The organism is Trebonia sp. (genome assembly GCF_049794275.1).
In the GTDB taxonomy this organism is placed as follows: Bacteria; Actinomycetota; Actinomycetes; order Streptosporangiales; family Streptosporangiaceae; genus Trebonia.
The window spans coordinates 1-16,845 of sequence record NZ_JBARCR010000223.1; the positions used below are offsets into that span (position 1 = coordinate 1).

Below are 16,845 nucleotides of genomic sequence, written 5' to 3' on the forward strand. Positions count from 1 at the left end.
GATGCAACGTATGTTGCATTACCTATGGTGGCGTTGTTTGTCGTAGCGGTCGCGCTCGGGCTGAACAACTTCGGGGCGGCGATCGCCATCGGCGTCAGCGGCGTGAACAGGCGTACCGAGCTCAAGGTGGCGACGGTCTTCGGCTTGTGCGACGTCGTGATGCCGGCCACTGGGATGCTCATCGGCACCCGTCTGGCCGGCCCGCTGGGGTCCGCCGCCCGCTGGGCCGGCGCCGGGATACTCTGCGCGACCGCGGTCTGGGGACTCATCGAGGCACTGCGCGGCGACGACGACACCCCGAAGATCTGGCACGGGTGGCGGCTGCTGGTCAGCGGCGCCGCGCTCAGCCTGGACGACCTCGCAGTGGGACTCGCACTGGGAACGGTGCGCTACCCGATCGTCTTGGCAGTGACCCTGTTCGGGCTCCTGAGTTTCATTATGTCGATCATCGGACTGCAGCTGGGCGCGAAGCTAGGCAAGGCGACCGGCGAGCACGGCGAGGTGGTGGGCGCAATCATGCTGCTCGGCCTCTCTGGCGTGATGGCGGCGGGCTGGCTGTTACCCGGGCGGGAGCGGGAGGTTACTGCGAGGTCCAGGGTCAGCGTCCTGGTCGCCGCAGCTCGTGCTGGCGCCGGGATCGGCTCGTCCTCGGCGGTCGATCACGCCGCCGTCCCAGCTCGTGATGGTGACGCTTTTAAGGTCCGCGTATTAGTTGAAACACCTATTACAAATAGCAGGTCACAATACGAGTTTTCGGAACTCCTTGACACAAACTTAGACCAGATCTAACTTTTCCGAGACCTGGAGCGGGCGAAGCGTGTTACGGAAGGTGATTGTGGCTGTTTAACGTGTAATCCGGAGAGAGGAATCCTTAGTGTTCGGATTGCTGACGCTCGGGTTCGTTCTGAGCCTGGACAACTTCCGCAGCTCGCTCGTGCTCGGGGGGCTCAAGCCGACCTTCTTGACCTCCGTCAAGACATCCGCCATCTTCGGCGTATGGGACGGCGTCGCACCCGTGGTCGGGATCCTCATCGGGCACTTCCTGAGCGACAAGCTCGACAACTACTCCGACACGGTCGCAATGATCGGGCTCGGCGTATACGGGCTGTTCCTCATCGTTAAAGCGATGATCTCACCAAATCGCGTGGATCCGGACCTGAGATGGGCAAGGTTCGGGTTGCCGATTCCGCTGAGCGTCGACAATGTCGCTGCAGGCACGGCGCTTGGCCTCGCCGGCTTCTCCCCCTGGCTCGCGCCTGTCCTGTTCGGGTGGATGACCTTCGTGATGTCGGTCGCCGGGCACCAGATCGGCCGCACAGTGGCTCACTTCATCGACTTCATCCCCAAGATCAATACTGACCTGCTGACAGGGGCCTGCTTCGCCCTCATGGCAATCTTGATGGCGTTCGGCGTTTCACTGCCGCTCTCGTACGGCTGATGCCGCCCATGGTGAAACTGTCCAGGCCCGCCTTCTTCTGCCTGGCCCTGATACTGCTCGTGTTCTCGTTCTGAGCGCCGGCCGGATTCGGCTACCCGTCCGCCCCCATCCCCGTTGCCATGAACGTCGTGTCGAAGATCCTCGCGTTCGTCACGGCGCTCAGCCTGTTCCCTGAGTGGTTCACGCGGTGGCGGAGAAGCTAGCCGGATCCCGGCATCGAGCAGGCGGCCGACGCCAGCGAGCTTCAGCCCCAAGCTGGGTAACGGAGACTCGGCTGCCAACGCGGCCCGCCTGGAACCCGCTCCGGGCGGGCCGCGTTGGACGGGGAAACTGGGTACGGAGGCGCGCAATGGACCCGGACGAGCGCGATCGGCTGAACCGTGTCGTGGATCACGAGGTAAAGGGTCATTTCCCGCCCGGTGCGGTGCGGCGGGCGGTACTAGTCCGGCACGGGGACGAGCCGGGCATCGAGCCCGGGCAGACACTGCTGCGAATGTACGTCCTCGCGGCGGACGCGACAGATGAGCAGGCCCTGGCGGCGTGGCGGGATGCCCACCAGGCGGGAGTGGACGAGCTCCGCCGCGACCTTTCACGCCGGCTGCCCTCGGCGCGCCTGATCGAGCTCACCTTTGACGACGCTGGCCCGGACGCGCCGCGGATCACAGTAGCGGACGACGGGTCGCAGGCCGCCGAGCAACTGTCCGCGCGCGAGATAGTGACCAAGGCCCTGGAGCTGCTGCGGGCTGCGTACGTGTTCCCCGAGCAGGCCGAGCGGGCGGCCGCGGTGGTTGAGGCGAGGCTGGCGGCCGGCGAGTACGACAACCTCGACGAGATCGCGCTCACCGACCTGGTCACCCAGCACTTGCAGGAGGCCACCGACGACCGGCACCTGGCGCTGATGCTCGGTGAGGGGCCGCCGCCGCGCGCCACGCCGGTACCCGAGCCGCACAAGCCGGAGGACCGGGAGGTCAGGCGGCTGGCCAGGCTGCGGAAGTTCCGGCTGGACAACTTCGGCATCCGCCGGGTCGAGCGGCTGGACGGCAACGTCGGCTACCTCGACCTGCGCCGGATGCCGATCCCTTCCAACGCGGGCCCGGCCATCGCCGCTGCCATGGAACTGGTCGCCGGGACCTACGCGCTCATCATCGACATGCGGCACAACGGGGGCGGTTCGCCGGAAGGCGTGGTTTTCTGGTGCAGCTACCTGGTCGACGAACGCCCCACGCACCTCAACGACATCTTCACCGCCGAGACCGGCGAGACGAAGCAGTTCTGGTCGCTGCCCTACGTGCCAGGCGCCCGTTACCTCGACCGGCCGGTCTACGTGCTGACCAGCCACAGGACCTTTTCCGGCGGTGAGGACCTCTGCTACACATTGCAGGCGGTCAAGCGCGCGGAGATCATCGGCGAGACCACCGGCGGCGGAGCGCACCCAACCCGGGTGTACCCGATCAGCCCCGCTGTCTGCATCGGCATTCCGTTCGCCAGATCGGTCAACCCGGTCACCGGGTCCAACTGGCAGGGCACCGGCGTGGTGCCGGACGTCGCCGTGGCGGCGGAGCAGGCCTACGACGTGGCCTACGCCAGGGCCCTGCGGCACGTGCTGGCCCTGGACGACGTGCCGCCGCCGATTCTGCACGAGGCCAGGGATGCCCTGGCCTCGCGGCCGGACGGCCCGGCAGATCCCGTCACCTGAGCTGCCGCGGGCTCAGTTGGGGAAGTCAGCGTGTCATGATCAGGCGGGAAGGGGGTTACCCGTGCGGTACGTGATCGTGGCCGAGGCCTACCGCGACCTGGAGCAGGTCAGCAGCCGGCTAGCGCTGACAGAGCGGCTGGCCGCGCTGCTGGCGCAAACCCCTGACGGGCTCCTTCCGACCGTGTGCTACCTGTGCCAGGGGCTGATCGCGCCGGAATTCGCCGGGGTGGACCTCGGCATGGCCGAGAAGCTCGCCATCCGCGCGGTGGCCACCGCGGGCGGTACCGACGCCGCGCAGGTCACGGCCCTGGTGCGGGAGACCGGCGACCTGGGCCAGGCCGCGGAACGGCTGCTCGCCCAGCCCGTTCCCGAAGCAGGCGGCCGGGCGGCCAGCCTGGAGGTCACCGAGGTCGTGCACACGCTGCGGGAGATCGCCGCCGCCGAGGGGGCAGGCTCGCAGGGCCGCAAGCTGGAGCTGCTCGCCGGGCTGCTCACCCGGGCCACCCCGCTGGAGGCCCGTTACCTGCTGCGGCTGGTGACCAGGAACCTGCGGCTCGGCATCGGCACGCCCACGATCCTGGACGCGCTTGCCCAGGTGCACGCTGGCGGCAAGGCCGCCAGGCCGGTGCTCGAGCGCGGGTACAACATCTGCTGCGACCTCGGCAAGGTGGCCGCCACCCTGGTAAGCGGCGGGCTGGCCGCAGTGGAGCAGCTGCGCGTCGCACCGGGGAACCCGGTCCGGGTCATGCTGGCCCAGCGGCTGGCCGACGCCGGGGAGATCCTCGCCCGGCTCGGCGGACAGTGCGCCGCCGAGTACAAGTACGACGGCGTCCGGGTCCAGGCGCACCGCACGGCCGACGGGACGATCGAGCTGTTCACCCGCCGCCTTGAGGAGATATCCGATCAGTTCCCTGACGTTGTCGAGCTGCTGGCCGCGGGGCTGGGGCCGCGCGAGGCGATCCTTGAAGGAGAGGTCGTCGCCTACGACGCGGCCGCGGGGGAGCTGCGGCCGTTCGGCGAGGTCATGCTGCGGCGCCGCAAGCACGGCATCGACCAGGCGATTCAGGACGTGCCTGTGGGCCTTTTCTGCTTCGAGCTGCTGTACGCCGACGGCGAAGATCTGACCATGCTTCCGTACCCGCGCCGGCGCGCCGCGCTGGAAGCGGCACTCACCCTGTCGCCCCGGCTGCGGCTGACCACCGCCGCCGAGGTCGCCGACCCGGCCGCGCTTGACGCGATATTCGCCCAGGCGGTCACCGACGGGTGCGAGGGCCTGGTGTGCAAGTCGACCGGACCGAATTCCGCCTACCAGGCCGGGGCGCGCGGCTGGCAGTGGATCAAGCTCAAGCGCGACTACCGGACCGAGCTGTCCGACACCGCCGACCTGGTCGTCATCGGCGCGTTCGCCGGCCGCGGCCGCCGCGCCGGCGTGTACGGCGCCGTGCTGCTGGCCGCCTACGACGCGGACGCCGACACGTTCCGCGCCGTCACCAAGTGCGGCGCTGGGTTCTCCGACGCCGACCTGGCCGCGCTGCCCGCCCGGCTAGCGCCGCTCCTGAGCCCGCACAAGCCCGCCCGGGTTGACGCTCGCCAGGAGCCTGACGTCTGGTTCGAGCCTGGCCTTGTCCTGGAAATCCTGAGCGCCGAGCTGACCTTGTCCCCGAACTACACCGCCGCCTGGGGCCAGATCAGAGACGATGCCGGACTCGCCATGCGCTTCCCGCGGTTCACCGGACGCTGGCGCGACGACAAAGCCGCGGAGGACGCCACCACCACGCGCGAGCTGGCTGAGCTGTTCATCTCCGCCCGGCACACGCCCACGGGCGACGGCTAGGCTGCTATCGCATTCCGCTCTTTCAGCGCCGGGATCACCTCGCGAGCGAACAGGCGCGCCTCCTCGCGGGAGAAGGTCTCGACGAGCAGCCTGCGCGCGCCGGTCTCGTCGATGACCTGCTGGAGGGCATCGGCGATCTGACCGGGTGTGCCGGAGACCGCGATGGCCGGCCGGTTCTTCCTGGCGGCACCGTGGTCGACGCGGAATTCGCCGTCGGTCTCGGGGACGGGCCGCCGGCCGCCGGCGGCGTACAGCGTGAGGAACTGCCCGAAGGCCTCGATCAGGCTCCCCAGGTTGCGCTCCGCACGGTCCTCGGTCTCGCCGATCGCGACGAAGCGTTCGATCATCATGTTCGCGCCCGAGCGGGCGTGCCCGTTCTCGGCGGCCACCTTGATGTAGTCCTCCAGCGCGTCCCGGTGCTCCTGGTTGCTTCCGAAGTTGCGCATCACGTTCCAGCCGCGGACGGCCGCGAGCCGCATCGTCTCCTTGCTCGACCCGCCCAGCCACACGGGCAGCCGGTCCTGGAGCGGGCGGGTCGCGATCGTGGTGGGGCGTTCCACCGGGTAGAACTCTCCGTCGAAAGTGAAGTCCCGTTCGGTCAGCGCCATGTGCACCACCTCAAGGCCCTCGAGCCAGGCCCGCTTGAGGTCGTTATCGCTCAGGTTCCGGCCTGCCGCGATCTGCGCCTCGCCAGGTATGCCGCGGCCGAGGCCAAGCTCGAACCGGCCGCCGCTGAGCAAATCCAGCGTCCCGGCCTCTTCCGCGACCCGCAGCGGGCTGTAGAGCGGCAGCACAGTCACCGCGGTGCCCAGCCTGATCCGGCTCGTCTTTACCGCGGCGGCGGCCAGCAGCAGATGCGGCGACGGGCACGTCATGAGCGGAGCGTGGTGCTCGGTGACGGTGATCCCGTCGAAACCCAGTTCTTCGGCCAGGACCGCGAACTCCACGAAATCGTCCACCTGGCGCCGCTGCCAGCGCGGGTCGTGCACGTCCGGGTCGGCGTCGCCGGAGTGCAGCCCGGCGCCGTAGGTGTGCACGAATTTCAGGGTGTCGATCTCGTCGCTGAGCGCGGCCATGGGCTCGGGGCCTCCAAATGCGGGGAGCGTGCGTCGTCCCCAATTACGCTAGACCGGGTGGAACAGTCTGCCTACCTGCTGCACCGGGGCGACGCGCTGGATGCATACCGGAGCTGGCCGACGCCGACGGCGATCGTCAGCGACGGCGCGTACGGCGTCCGCGGCTTCCACGGCGACACGGTAGGCACCGACCGCATCGCCGAGTGGTACCAGCCGCACGTCGAGGCCTGGAGCCGCCTGGCAGGCCCGGCCACCACGCTGTGGTTCTGGAACACCGAGGTCGGCTGGGCTACCGTGCACCCGCTCCTGGTCCGGCACGGCTGGGAGTATGTGCAGGCCATCACCTGGGACAAGGGGATCGGGCACATCGCAGGCAACGTCAACGGCAAGACCATCCGCCGGTTCCCTGTCGTCTCCGAGATCTGCGTCTTCTACCAGCGGCGGTTCGAGGTGACCGGGCCCGGCGGCCCGATGCCCGTGCAGCAGTGGATGCGGTCCGAGTGGCAGCGGTCCGGCCTCACGCTGAGCAGGGCCAACGAGGCCTGCGGCGTGGCCAACGCCGCGACCCGCAAGTACCTCACCCGCGACTGGCTGTGGTACTGGCCGCCAGGGGCGATGATCGAGCGCCTGGCCGCCTACGCCAGCGAGCATGGCAGGGAATCCGGGTGGCCCTATTACTCACTCGACGGGCAGACCGCGGTCACCGCCAAGGAATGGGACTCACTCAGGCACAAGTGGCGGCACGCCCACGGGCTGACCAATGTCTGGCAGCTGGCGCCGCTGCACGGCGTGGAGCGCGTCAAGGGCACCATGCGCCGGGCAGCGCCGCGCGTCTACAACCCGGGCAGCCTTTCCGCGGCGCATCTCAACCAGAAGCCGCTCGAGTTCATGCGCCGCATCCTCAACGCCGTCACCGAGCCCGGCGACGCGGTCTGGGAGCCGTTCGGCGGCCTGGCCTCAGCCTCTGTCGCGGCCGTGCAGACGGGCCGGTTCGCCTGTGTCGCCGAGGTCGACCACGACTTCGCGGAGATCGCGGCGCAGCGCCTCGACGACGCGGTCTCCGGCCGGGACCAGGAAGCCGAGGACACGAACGCGTAGAGTTCGCGTTCCCGGCTGGTCACCGCGCCGAAACCGTGAACCGCCCACTGTCACCACGCGTACGTTCCGAAAGACCTGACAACATCCGCCCCGGCCACCCGGCACCGATGGGAGGCGGTCGCGCGATCGGCGACGCTAGCCGGGCACTCCGGATGCGTTTCCGCGGAGACGTCTCGAGGAGTTAGGCCGGCGTACGGCGTCGGTTGTCCCTGGCGTAGATCACGGCGGCCTTCCCGTCGCCGGGGACCCGGCGTTCCAGGTCGAACAGGGTGGTGGCGGCCATCAGGTCGCTGAGCTTGGCGTAGCCGTAGTTGCGTGAGTCGAAGTCGGGGCGCTGCTTGGTGATGATGTTGCCGACGCTGCCCAGGAGCGCCCAGCCATCGTCGTCGGAGCTGGCCTCCACCGCGTTGCGGAGCATGTTCACGAGCGCGGCGTCGCCCTTCAGCCTGGCGGCCGGTGCGGTCGGCGTGGGCGGGCTCACGGCGGCACCGGCGGGGGCGGCCGCCTGCGGGGCGGTCAGGTTCTCCAGGTAGATGAACTTGTCGCAGGCCGCGACGAACGGCTTCGGGGTCTTGCGTTCCCCGAACCCGTACACGGTAAGGCCGGACTCGCGGATGCGCGAGGCAAGCCGGGTGAAGTCGCTGTCGCTGGAGACCAGGCAGAACCCGTCGAACCGGCCGGAATACAGCAGGTCCATGGCGTCGATGACCATGGCCGCGTCGGTGGCGTTCTTGCCGGTCGTGTAGGCGAACTGCTGGATGGGCTGGATCGACTGGTCCAGCAGCTGCTCCTTCCAGCCGCGCAGGCTAGTGCCCGTCCAGTCGCCGTAGGCGCGCTTGACGTGGGCGGTCCCGTACTTGGCGACCTCGGCCAGCAAGCCGTCAATGGCAGCCGGCGAAGCATTGTCGGCATCAATCAGCACCGCCAGCTTGGCGGAAGTGTCGGCAGGGGTGTCACTGGCCATAGCACGACGCTACCGCCGCGGGGCCTGCTGAACTCAGAAATCCAGACCGCGCCGCGCGGTTATCATGCGTAGGCACGCCAACCCGGTCAGGCCTGGAGGCGGGGATGCCGATCGACAATGACGTCTACGACCGGCTCGGCGGATCCTGGTGGGACGAGAGCAGCCCGCTGTTCCTCCTGCACGGAATCACGCCCGGCAGGTTCGCCTACTTCCGTGAGGTGCTCGCCCGGCAGCGGGCCATCCCGGCGAGCGGGCTGCGGGCACTCGACATTGGCTGCGGCGGCGGGTTCCTCGCCGAAGAGTTCGCCGCCCTGGGCTGCCAGGTGACCGGAATTGACCCGTCGCCGCCGTCGATCGCGGCCGCCCGCGCCCACGCGGCCGGCCGCGGGCTGCGCATCGACTACCTGATCGGGCCGGGCGAGCAGCTGCCCGTCCCTGACTCCGCTTACGACCTCGCGTACTGCTGTGACGTGCTGGAGCACGTGTCCGACGTGGACCGGGTGATCAGCGAGACGGCGCGGGTGCTCAAGCCCGGCGGCCTGTACCTGTTCGACACGATCAACCGCACGGCGAAGAGCAAGCTCCTCACCATCAAGCTGATGCAGGACTGGCCGCTGACCCGCGTCGTCGACGCCGCCATCCACGACTGGGACATGTTCATCAAGCCCGCGGAACTCGCCGGGCTGCTGGCACGACACGGGCTGACGACCGGCGAGATCACCGGCCTCGGCCCGCGCGCCAGTGTCCCCGCCGTGCTCGGCGGGTTCATCGCCGCGCGCCGGGGCCGCATCACCTACGGCGAATTCAGCCGGCGGCTGGACATCGGCCAGGTAGCCAGCACCGCCGTCTCCTACATGGGATTCGCCGTCAAGGAGGCGATCGACCTGGAGCCAGGATCCTAGCTGGCCATGAGGCCAGCGGCGGCGGTGAGGACCTCGAGAGCGGATGACTGGCGGCTGGCGTCCGCCCGGTCGAAAGGACCGGCCCACCGCAGCCCGAACTGATCGGCCGCGTTCCTGTCGCTGTCCCACACGGAATCGGCGTTGGCCAGCAGGAACGCGCGGTACGCGGGCTTGCCGCTGTGCGGGTAGAAATCGTGCAGATTGCGGACGAAGATGCCCTTGAACTGGGTCTGGTCGCTGTTGCAGCCAGCGTCCTCGCACGGCTCGGTGAGGATGCCCGACTGGTCGGTGAGCCTGCTCAGCGTGGCGTCCGCGATGACCTCGCCCTGCCGCAGGTAGGCCGGGTCACCGGTGATCTCGTGCAGGGCGGCCAGCCCGCCGAGGATCACGCCCTGGTTGTAGGTCCAGGTGGTGCCGCCGTTGTTGGCGCAGTCCGCGGTGAGCCCGTCGTTGACCAGGCCGTCCGGGCCGATCATGCCGCTGCCGTGCAGCCACTCCCAGGACCGCATGGCCCAGGCCAGGTAATCACGGTCATCGGGTACCCGCTGATGCAGCTGTGCCGCCAAGCTCAGGAACAGCTCGTTGGTAATCGCGTTCTTGTACGTCCGCTCCTTGTTCCACCACACCCCGCCGCCGCAGGTGCCGTCCCAGCCGTCCAGGTTGTGCGCGAAGACCGTCCTGGCCGCGGCGAGGTACCGGTCCTCGCCGGTCAGGTCATAGGCGGCGACCCAGGCCAGCGCCCACCAGGCGCTGTCGTCGAAGAACCAGTTGACGAAGCCGGCGTGCTGCTGCCGCGCGGCCGTGAACGTCGCGGCGATGATCCCCGTGTGGGCCGGATCTCCCGTGTGCCGCGTGTACCTGATCACGGCCGTGAGAGCGTTGGCGGCCTGCCACCAGCCGGTGGTCTTCCACAGGCCACTCGGCCGGACCAGCGACAGCAGGCCGGCGCGCGGGACGTACCAGCGCTGCAGCGCGCGGATCCCCGCCGCCGCCCGCGCGCGGTAGTCCGGGTGTGCCATATCCGGAGCTTACCGACCACGCTGTGCCACGGGCGCTGGCGATGCTTACGTAGGACAACCAGGAGCCGCATCTTCAACTTGCGGCAGGGTAGATGCCCGGGGCCGGCCTGGGCCACCGGCTGCCGCCGCGCACCGACCACGGACCATGGGAGTCAACGCACGTGAAGGGCTTCAGGGATTTCCTCACCCGGGGCAATCTGATCGACCTCGCGGTCGCGGTCGTCATCGGCACCGCGTTTACCGCGATCGTGACGGCGATCGTCAAGGACTTGATCACGCCGCTCATCGGGGCGATCTGGGGGAAGAGCAATAACTTCGAGAACCTGACGTTCACGCTGCACGGCAGCAAGTTCGCGTACGGCGACCTGATCAACGCCATCGTGACGTTCCTCATCATCGCCGCGGTGGTCTACTTCCTGATCGTGGCGCCGATGGCGAAGCTGGTGCTCAGGCTGCACGGGGCCAGGGAGGCCACAGAGCGGGACTGCCCGGAGTGCCTGAGCTCGATCCCGATCGCGGCCAGGCGGTGCAAGTACTGCACGGTCGAGCTGGTTTCTCTTACTGCGGGATCGGTCACGTTATGAGTCTGGGCTCGGGCCGGGGCCTGGCCGTCCCGAGCCCAGACGATCATGGCGGGGCAGCACAACGCGCGGCTCAGCCCCTGCCTGCTCAGTCTTTCACCGGTTCCTGGTAAGAAGCTGGGGCGATCCTGGGAACCCGATAACTGGCTCGTAACGAACGTAACGAACCCGATCATGGCACGTGGCTGACCCCGTTGCGTGCTGCGCGCGCGACCAACTCTGGATCACGCATTGTGCGATCTACTCTCCCCCTGAAAGTTAGGCGCCCGGGGAGTAACCCCGACCGGCCGTCCGGACCACGATCCGGACCGGCCCCAGTGCGGCGAGCGCCGCGTTCAAGGCTTGTCAGAAACTCCCCCATGAACCGCGCTCGCCCACTGGGACCAAACCCCCCACTCCACCGGACGAGCTCCGCCGCGAGCGTCTGGCAGGGTCGTCGCGGGACCTGCCTCGCTTGCGCGACGGGATGCTACTCGGAACGCTGTTGCGGAATACCTGCGAGGAGAGCACGGACCTCGGTCTCCCGGTAGCGCCGGTGCCCCCCCAGCGTGCGGATTGAGGTTAGCTTGCCGGCCTTCGCCCAGCGTGTGACGGTCTTGGGGTCAACACGGAACATCGTGGCGACCTCCGCGGGCGTCAACAGGGGCTCAGCCTCTGGAGTACGTGCGGACATTGGTGTGGCCTCTCCTCCTGGACCGGTGTAGCGATCCTTGTGTTGTTGTTGTCTGGCCTTGGTGCTCCATAAGGAGCTTGTCGTTGATGTCCTCATATGGTCTACGGAGACCATATTGCCATCACCAGCGGTGACAAGTCGACCACCGGCCGCGAAGTTTCTGTCGTGAGATGCTCATTTGCTGTTCGGATCGGCACCACACGCCGTGATTTTTGTGAGACTTATCGTCGCAGCGGGCTAGATCCGGGAATACTGCCCGCGCGTCTCGCGCGCCTGGGTGGTGAACGTGACCTCAAATGCTGTAGCCCCCTAAGCACTGACGGTAACCTATGATGCCGGAATCGTGACATAAACAGATACCTCACCCTCTACAGTACGATCCTCCGACTAAAACCCCTGCTCGGGCTAGCCCTTGTGGCGAGAATCGCGGTGCGTAAGTACGTTGTGACAGTCGATCGGCGTAGTCATCAGGGCCGCAAACCGGGTACGGTTATACCTGTACGGAAGCTGGAGAGGCGCCGAGTTCCCAAGGCGGGATCTACGGCGATCTGTGTGTGTCACAGCCAGCGACATAGGCATCGTGGGGCCGCACGGCTCCGGACGTTCGAGGGGGTCGAGCCAATGGGGCGCGGCCGAGCCAAGGCCAAGCAGGTCAAGGTTGCTCGCCAGCTCAAGTACAACAGCGGCGGGACGGACCTTGACCGGCTGCGTGCGGAGCTGGGCGTGGGATCTGACCAGGGACATGGGGACCACGACGACCCGTACGCCGCATACGACGACGATGCCGCGGATGAGGCGGATGAGTCCGACGACGAAGATGAAGACGACGAGGACGAGGACGAAGACGACTGGTCGTCGCGTCGTTAGATCCTAGGTCCGCGGTCCGTAAGCCTCAGGCGGTACTGACGACCGGCTCGAGGACATGCTTGCCGCGCTCGCTTTCCGGCACGGGAACGGGGTACTGCCCGTCGAAGCAGGCCCGGCACAGCGACCCTGGCCGCTGCAACGTGGCCGCCACGAGCCCGTCGAGCGACACGTAGCCGAGCGAGTCCGCGCCGATCGCCGCGCAGATCTCGTCAACCGAGTGCCGCCCCGCGACAAGCTCATCCCTGGTCGCGAAGTCGATACCGTAAAAGCACGGCCATTTCACCGGCGGCGACGCTATCCGTACGTGCACTTCGCGCGCGCCCACCTCCCGCAGCATCGCCACGATCGCCTGCTGCGTGTTCCCGCGCACGATCGAGTCGTCGACAACCACGATGCGGCGGCCGGCAATCACGTCACGCAGCGGGTTCAGCTTCAGCCTGATACCCAGCTGCCGGATGGTCTGGCTCGGCTGGATGAAGGTCCGGCCCACGTAGGAGTTCTTCACCAGGCCCTGACCGTACGGGATGCCGCTGGCCTCCGCGTATCCGATCGCCGCGGGCGTCCCCGACTCCGGCACCGGGATCACCAGGTCCGCGACGGCGGGGTGCTCGCCGGCCAGCGTCCGGCCGATCTCGACGCGGGTCGCGTGCAGCCCGCGCCCGCCAATCGTGGTGTCGGGCCGGGCCAGGTAGACGTACTCGAACAGGCACACCTTCGGCGCCGCCGCCGCGAATACCCGGGACCGCACGCCCCGCTCGTCAAGCGAGAGCAGTTCGCCTGGCTGCACCTCCCGCACGAAGGCGGCGCCCACGATGTCCAGCGCGGCGGTCTCGCTGGCGACTACCCAGCCCGCGGCTAGCCGGCCGAGCACGAGCGGCCGGAATCCCTGCGGGTCGCGGGCCGCGTACAGCGTGTTCTCGTCCATGAAGACCAGCGAGTAGGCGCCCCGCACCTGCGGCAGGATGCGCGCCGCGGCCTCCTCGACTCCGCCGGGTCCACGCGCGTTCCCGACGATCAGCTCGGTCAGCACATCGGTGTCCGAGGTCGCCGCTATGGTGCCGCCCGCCGCGTCAGCGGCCAGCATGGCGGTGAGCTCACGGGTGTTGGTCAGGTTGCCGTTGTGCCCGAGCGCGAGCGAGACGTGCGGGGTGGACCGGAACGTCGGCTGCGCGTTCGCCCACACCGACGAACCGGTGGTGGAGTACCGGCAGTGCGCCACCGCGATATCGCCGCGCAGCGCGGTCAGCGACGGCTCGTCGAAGACCTGGGCCACGAGGCCCATCTCCTTGTGCACGACGATCCGCCTGCCGTCGCTCACGGCGATCCCGGCCGACTCCTGGCCACGGTGCTGCAGCGCGTGCAACCCGTAATAGGCGAGCTTGGCGACATCTTCGCCGGGCGACCAGACACCGAAGACACCGCAGGCGTCCCTCGGCGGGCGGTCACTGGGATCGAGATCGTGCGTAAGACGCCCGTCTGGCTTAGCCACATACTGCAGTCTATTTGTTCAGCTCAACGGAAGATACGCGGACAGATCGGCTCGCGCTCCACTCGCTTTGATCGCTCCCGCGCGTACTGCCTCAGCCCAGCCGAGCCGCCCGGTCGCGAGCAGGAACCACGTCAGTGGATCTGTCTCGATCACGTTGGGCGGAGTCCCTCGCGTGTGGCGCGGCCCGGCGACGCACTGCACCGCCGCGACCGGTACCACTCGCACTTCCACGGAACGTCCTGGGGCGTCTCTCTCAAGTACCTGCAACAGGTACCGCGCCGCAGCCCGCAACGCCGCCTGCGGCGGTTCCTCCCCCCGGTCAAGAGCGGCCGTCACCTCGGCAACCCTTGCGGGGCCTTCGGGGTCGGGCTTACGCGGTGGCATGTAGGCGACCGTACCGCCCAAATGTCGCCCGCACGCCCCGCCCGCCTCTGACCGGCCCCGCCCCGGCCACCATCGACGGGCCCTCTTGCGTCTCACTGGCCGCGCGAGCCTCAAGAGTTCTCGACTGCTGGGATACCTAGATTCACTTTGTAACCGAAATGACCACTTGTGACCGGTCACCCGATGCCGAAAGTGGTCACCACGTCTACAAAGCCAACGGGTGTGACTGGCGGGACCGGCGGAAGACAACTGTCGTCGGTTGCGGACGTCGCGCCATCGCTCGCCGCAGCGTCGACCATGATCACGAAAGAAAAGCACCCTATGCGCGTACTTTTCTTTCGTGATCATGAAATCAGCGGACGCGGGCCGCCTCGCGGCGGACACGGTGAGAGCCGTGAGACCTGTGGGGCGGGCGGGGCCGGAAGGACCGCTCCGCCCGCGCCGTGAGGGCCACGCCCAGCGATTCTCGCCGTCGTGGCCTCCGCTGTGAGCCGTCCGGATGCCGAAGCAGACCCGTTTGGCCCTTGGCAGGCCGTCGCGCAGCGGAACCGGACCGATGGCAGCTCGCCCAAGACCCGTGCAGAGCCCTACGAGCCTGCCAGGAAACTCGGGAAAGTAGCCGCAGCCTAGCCGAAGAGGGCGGGCAGCGTACTTTCCCAGGCTTGCCTGAGCTCCGGTAGCGGCACCTCGAAGGTGGCCTCGACCGTCAGGGTGTCGCCGCCGGTCTCGCCCAGGACTGTCGCGGGGACCCCGTGGGCCGCGCAGAGCTGCGCGAACTCGTCTTCGCGGCCCGGCGTGACAGAGACCACGGCGCGGGCCGCCGACTCGCTGAACAGGGCCGTGAACGGGTCTCCCGCCACGTTGACACGGCAGCCGCGGGCGCCGCGGAGGCAGGATTCCGCCAGGGCGATCGCCAGGCCGCCCGTGGAGAGGTCGTGGGCGCTCGCCAGCAGGCCGCCGGCTGTGCCTCCTGGTTCGGCAGAGCCGAACGTGGCGGCGGTGATCAGAGTCGCGAGCGTACGTTCGGCATGAAGGTCTGGGGCTGGGGGGCGGCCGCCGAGATGCTGGTGGATGACGTGAGCCCACGCGGAGCCGCCGAGCTCCTCCCGGGTGGCGCCCAGCAGCACCACCTGAGCCGCGTCGGTGGTGAATCCGGCGGCGAGACGGCGGTTGACATCGTCGTGGACGCCGAGCACGCCGATTACCGGGGTGGGGTGGATGGCGTTGTCGCCGGTCTGGTTGTACAGGCTGACGTTGCCACCGGTGACCGGGATGCCGAGCGCCGCGCAGCCGTCGGCAAGGCCGCGGACCGCCTCGGCGAGCTGCCACATGACCTGGGGATCCTCTGGGGAGCCGAAGTTCAGGCAGTTCGTCACCGCCACGGGCGTGGCGCCGGTCATCGCGACGTTGCGGTACGCCTCGCTGAGCGCGAGCTGGGTGCCGTGGTAGGGGTCGAGGCGGCAGTACCGGCCATTGCCGTCGGTGGCCAGCGCGACGCCAAGGCGGGTCTGCTCGTCGACGCGGAGCAGGCCGCCGTCTTCCGGCATGGCGAGCACGGTGTTGCCGCGGACGTAGTGGTCGTACTGCGCGGTGACCCAGCTCTTGTCCGCCTCGTCGGCGGAGCCGAGCAGGGCCAGCAGTGTCGCGCGCAGCGCCGGGCCGTCCTTGGGGCGGTCCAGGCCGTCCGGCGCCGCCGCCTGCAGCGAGTCCAGGTCCGCGGGGCGGGTCATCGGCCGCTGGTAGACAGGCCCGTCGGCGGCCGTCCGCGGCGGGATGCTGACGACGGTGCCGCCGCGCCAGGTCATGGTCAGCGTGCCGTCGCCGGTCACCTCGCCGATCACCGTGGCCTCGACGTCCCACTTCGCGCAGACCCGCAGGAACTCCGCCACGTTGCCCGGGGTGACGACCGCCATCATGCGTTCCTGCGACTCGCTCATCAGGATCTCGGCCGGGGTGAGGCTGGGGTCGCGCAGCGGCACGTCGTCGAGGGTGACGCGCATCCCGCCCTCGCCGCCCGCCGCCAGCTCCGTGGTCGCGCAGGCGATGCCGGCCGCGCCGAGGTCCTGGATCCCCTCGACCAGTTCAGCGGCGTACAGCTCGAGGCAGCACTCGACGAGCAGCTTCTCCATGAACGGGTCGCCCACCTGGACGCTGGGCCGCTTCGCGGCCCTGCCGCCCCCGTCGTCGCCGACTGTGCTTCCTGGTTCGGCAGAGCCGAACGTGGCGCTGGCCAGCACGGACGCGCCGCCGACACCGTCCGGGCCGGTCCGGGAGCCGAAGAGCACGACCTTGTTGCCCGGGCCGGTCGCGACCGCGGCCTTCAGGTCCTCGTGCCGCATGACGCCCACGCACAGAGCGTTGACCAGCGGATTACCGGCGTAGCAGGGGTCGAAGGCGAGCTCGCCGCCGATGTTCGGCAGGCCGAGACAGTTGCCGTAGAAGGAGATGCCGCTGACGACTCCAGGCAGCACCCGGGCGGTGTCGTGGGCGTCCGCCGGGCCGAAGCGCAGCGCGTCCATCACCGCCACCGGGCGGGCGCCCATGGCGAGGATGTCCCGCACGATGCCGCCGACCCCGGTGGCCGCGCCCTGGTGCGGCTCGACGAACGAGGGGTGGTTGTGGCTTTCGATCTTGAAGGTAACCGCGTAGCCCTGGCCGATGTCCACCACGCCGGCGTTGGCGCCGATGCCCGCGAGTAGCTTCCGCGCCTGCTCTTCATTCGGCGCGAGGCGCTTGAGGTGCACCTTGGAGGACTTGTACGAGCAGTGCTCGCTCCACATGACCGAGTAGAGCGCCAGCTCCGCGGCGGTCGGGCGGCGGCCGA

15 protein-coding genes are annotated in these 16,845 nt (G+C 68.7%); 8 read left to right on the plus strand and 7 right to left on the minus strand.

Going from position 1 to position 16,845, the window contains the following annotated elements; all coding sequences use genetic code 11:
- From WA805_RS06465 to WA805_RS06480, 4 genes are all read left to right on the plus strand, one after another.
- Positions 1–789: manganese efflux pump MntP family protein (locus WA805_RS06465; protein WP_425241878.1), on the plus strand; the 789-nt coding region annotated here is incomplete at its 5' end.
- A gap of 85 nt (positions 790–874) precedes the next feature.
- Positions 875–1,438: a manganese efflux pump MntP family protein gene (locus WA805_RS06470; protein ID WP_422274213.1), complete on the plus strand. Its 564-nt coding sequence runs from the start codon at positions 875–877 to the stop codon at positions 1,436–1,438.
- Between the two features lie 349 nt (positions 1,439–1,787).
- Complete coding sequence (locus tag WA805_RS06475; RefSeq protein ID WP_425241879.1) at positions 1,788–3,134, plus strand: S41 family peptidase; 1,347 nt, start codon at positions 1,788–1,790, stop codon at positions 3,132–3,134.
- A gap of 61 nt (positions 3,135–3,195) precedes the next feature.
- Positions 3,196–4,968 (plus strand): ATP-dependent DNA ligase, encoded by a 1,773-nt coding sequence (locus tag WA805_RS06480; protein WP_425241880.1) that lies wholly within the window; start codon positions 3,196–3,198, stop codon positions 4,966–4,968.
- On the opposite strand, the gene WA805_RS06485 is transcribed toward WA805_RS06480, so the two are convergent.
- Complete coding sequence (locus WA805_RS06485; RefSeq protein WP_425241881.1) at positions 4,965–6,044, minus strand: LLM class flavin-dependent oxidoreductase; 1,080 nt, start codon at positions 6,042–6,044, stop codon at positions 4,965–4,967. The two genes, WA805_RS06480 and WA805_RS06485, sit on opposite strands and share 4 nt — an antisense overlap.
- A gap of 57 nt (positions 6,045–6,101) precedes the next feature.
- Here WA805_RS06485 and WA805_RS06490 point away from each other — a divergent pair, with 57 nt between their 5' ends.
- Positions 6,102–7,142 carry a DNA methyltransferase gene (locus tag WA805_RS06490; RefSeq protein WP_422276295.1) on the plus strand — a complete coding sequence of 347 codons (1,041 nt, stop codon included), beginning with the start codon at positions 6,102–6,104 and terminating at the stop codon, positions 7,140–7,142.
- A 181-nt stretch (positions 7,143–7,323) separates the two neighbouring features.
- On the opposite strand, the gene WA805_RS06495 is transcribed toward WA805_RS06490, so the two are convergent.
- On the minus strand, positions 7,324–8,106 hold the full coding sequence (locus WA805_RS06495; protein WP_422276293.1) for an NYN domain-containing protein: 783 nt from the start codon (positions 8,104–8,106) through the stop codon (positions 7,324–7,326).
- 104 nt (positions 8,107–8,210) lie between these two features.
- On the opposite strand from WA805_RS06495, the gene ubiG reads away from it, so the two are divergent.
- On the plus strand, positions 8,211–9,008 hold the full coding sequence (gene ubiG, locus WA805_RS06500; protein ID WP_422285571.1) for a bifunctional 2-polyprenyl-6-hydroxyphenol methylase/3-demethylubiquinol 3-O-methyltransferase UbiG: 798 nt from the start codon (positions 8,211–8,213) through the stop codon (positions 9,006–9,008).
- On the opposite strand, the gene WA805_RS06505 is transcribed toward ubiG, so the two are convergent.
- Complete coding sequence (locus WA805_RS06505; RefSeq protein ID WP_422276289.1) at positions 9,005–10,027, minus strand: glycoside hydrolase family 76 protein; 1,023 nt, start codon at positions 10,025–10,027, stop codon at positions 9,005–9,007. The two genes, ubiG and WA805_RS06505, sit on opposite strands and share 4 nt — an antisense overlap.
- A 161-nt stretch (positions 10,028–10,188) precedes the next feature.
- Between WA805_RS06505 and mscL the strand changes: the two genes are divergently transcribed.
- Positions 10,189–10,611 (plus strand): large conductance mechanosensitive channel protein MscL, encoded by a 423-nt coding sequence (mscL, locus tag WA805_RS06510; RefSeq protein ID WP_422276287.1) that lies wholly within the window; start codon positions 10,189–10,191, stop codon positions 10,609–10,611.
- Positions 10,612–11,077: 466 nt separating this feature from the next.
- On the opposite strand, the gene bldC is transcribed toward mscL, so the two are convergent.
- Entirely contained in the window at positions 11,078–11,281 is a 204-nt protein-coding gene (gene bldC / locus WA805_RS06515) for a developmental transcriptional regulator BldC (RefSeq protein WP_013133571.1), read from the minus strand.
- Positions 11,282–11,902: 621 nt separating this feature from the next.
- Here bldC and WA805_RS06520 point away from each other — a divergent pair.
- On the plus strand, positions 11,903–12,148 hold the full coding sequence (locus WA805_RS06520) for a DUF3073 domain-containing protein (protein WP_422276282.1): 246 nt from the start codon (positions 11,903–11,905) through the stop codon (positions 12,146–12,148).
- Between the two features lie 25 nt (positions 12,149–12,173).
- Here the strand turns inward: WA805_RS06520 and purF are convergent, their stop codons facing one another.
- The 3 genes from purF to purL form a co-directional block, all read right to left on the minus strand.
- Positions 12,174–13,637 (minus strand): amidophosphoribosyltransferase, encoded by a 1,464-nt coding sequence (gene purF / locus WA805_RS06525; protein WP_422276280.1) that lies wholly within the window; start codon positions 13,635–13,637, stop codon positions 12,174–12,176.
- A gap of 18 nt (positions 13,638–13,655) precedes the next feature.
- Positions 13,656–14,369, minus strand: a complete 714-nt coding sequence (locus WA805_RS06530) for a sterol carrier family protein (RefSeq protein ID WP_425241882.1) — start codon at positions 14,367–14,369, stop codon at positions 13,656–13,658.
- A 278-nt stretch (positions 14,370–14,647) separates the two neighbouring features.
- Positions 14,648–16,845 (minus strand): phosphoribosylformylglycinamidine synthase subunit PurL (gene purL, locus WA805_RS06535; protein WP_425241883.1); only part of this gene is annotated, 2,198 nt, incomplete at its 5' end.

Bases quoted from the DNA above. Each gene is read 5' to 3' on its own strand.
- WA805_RS06485 (WP_425241881.1), bottom strand. From the start codon at position 6,044: ATGGCCGCGCTCAGCGACGAGATCGACACCCTGAAATTCGTGCACACC.
- ubiG (WP_422285571.1), top strand. From the start codon at position 8,211: ATGCCGATCGACAATGACGTCTACGACCGGCTCGGCGGATCCTGGTGG.
- WA805_RS06530 (WP_425241882.1), bottom strand. From the start codon at position 14,369: ATGATCACGAAAGAAAAGTACGCGCATAGGGTGCTTTTCTTTCGTGAT.
- WA805_RS06505 (WP_422276289.1), bottom strand. From the start codon at position 10,027: ATGGCACACCCGGACTACCGCGCGCGGGCGGCGGCGGGGATCCGCGCG.
- WA805_RS06475 (WP_425241879.1), top strand. From the start codon at position 1,788: ATGGACCCGGACGAGCGCGATCGGCTGAACCGTGTCGTGGATCACGAG.
- WA805_RS06520 (WP_422276282.1), top strand. From the start codon at position 11,903: ATGGGGCGCGGCCGAGCCAAGGCCAAGCAGGTCAAGGTTGCTCGCCAG.
- WA805_RS06495 (WP_422276293.1), bottom strand. From the start codon at position 8,106: ATGGCCAGTGACACCCCTGCCGACACTTCCGCCAAGCTGGCGGTGCTG.
- bldC (WP_013133571.1), bottom strand. From the start codon at position 11,281: ATGTCCGCACGTACTCCAGAGGCTGAGCCCCTGTTGACGCCCGCGGAG.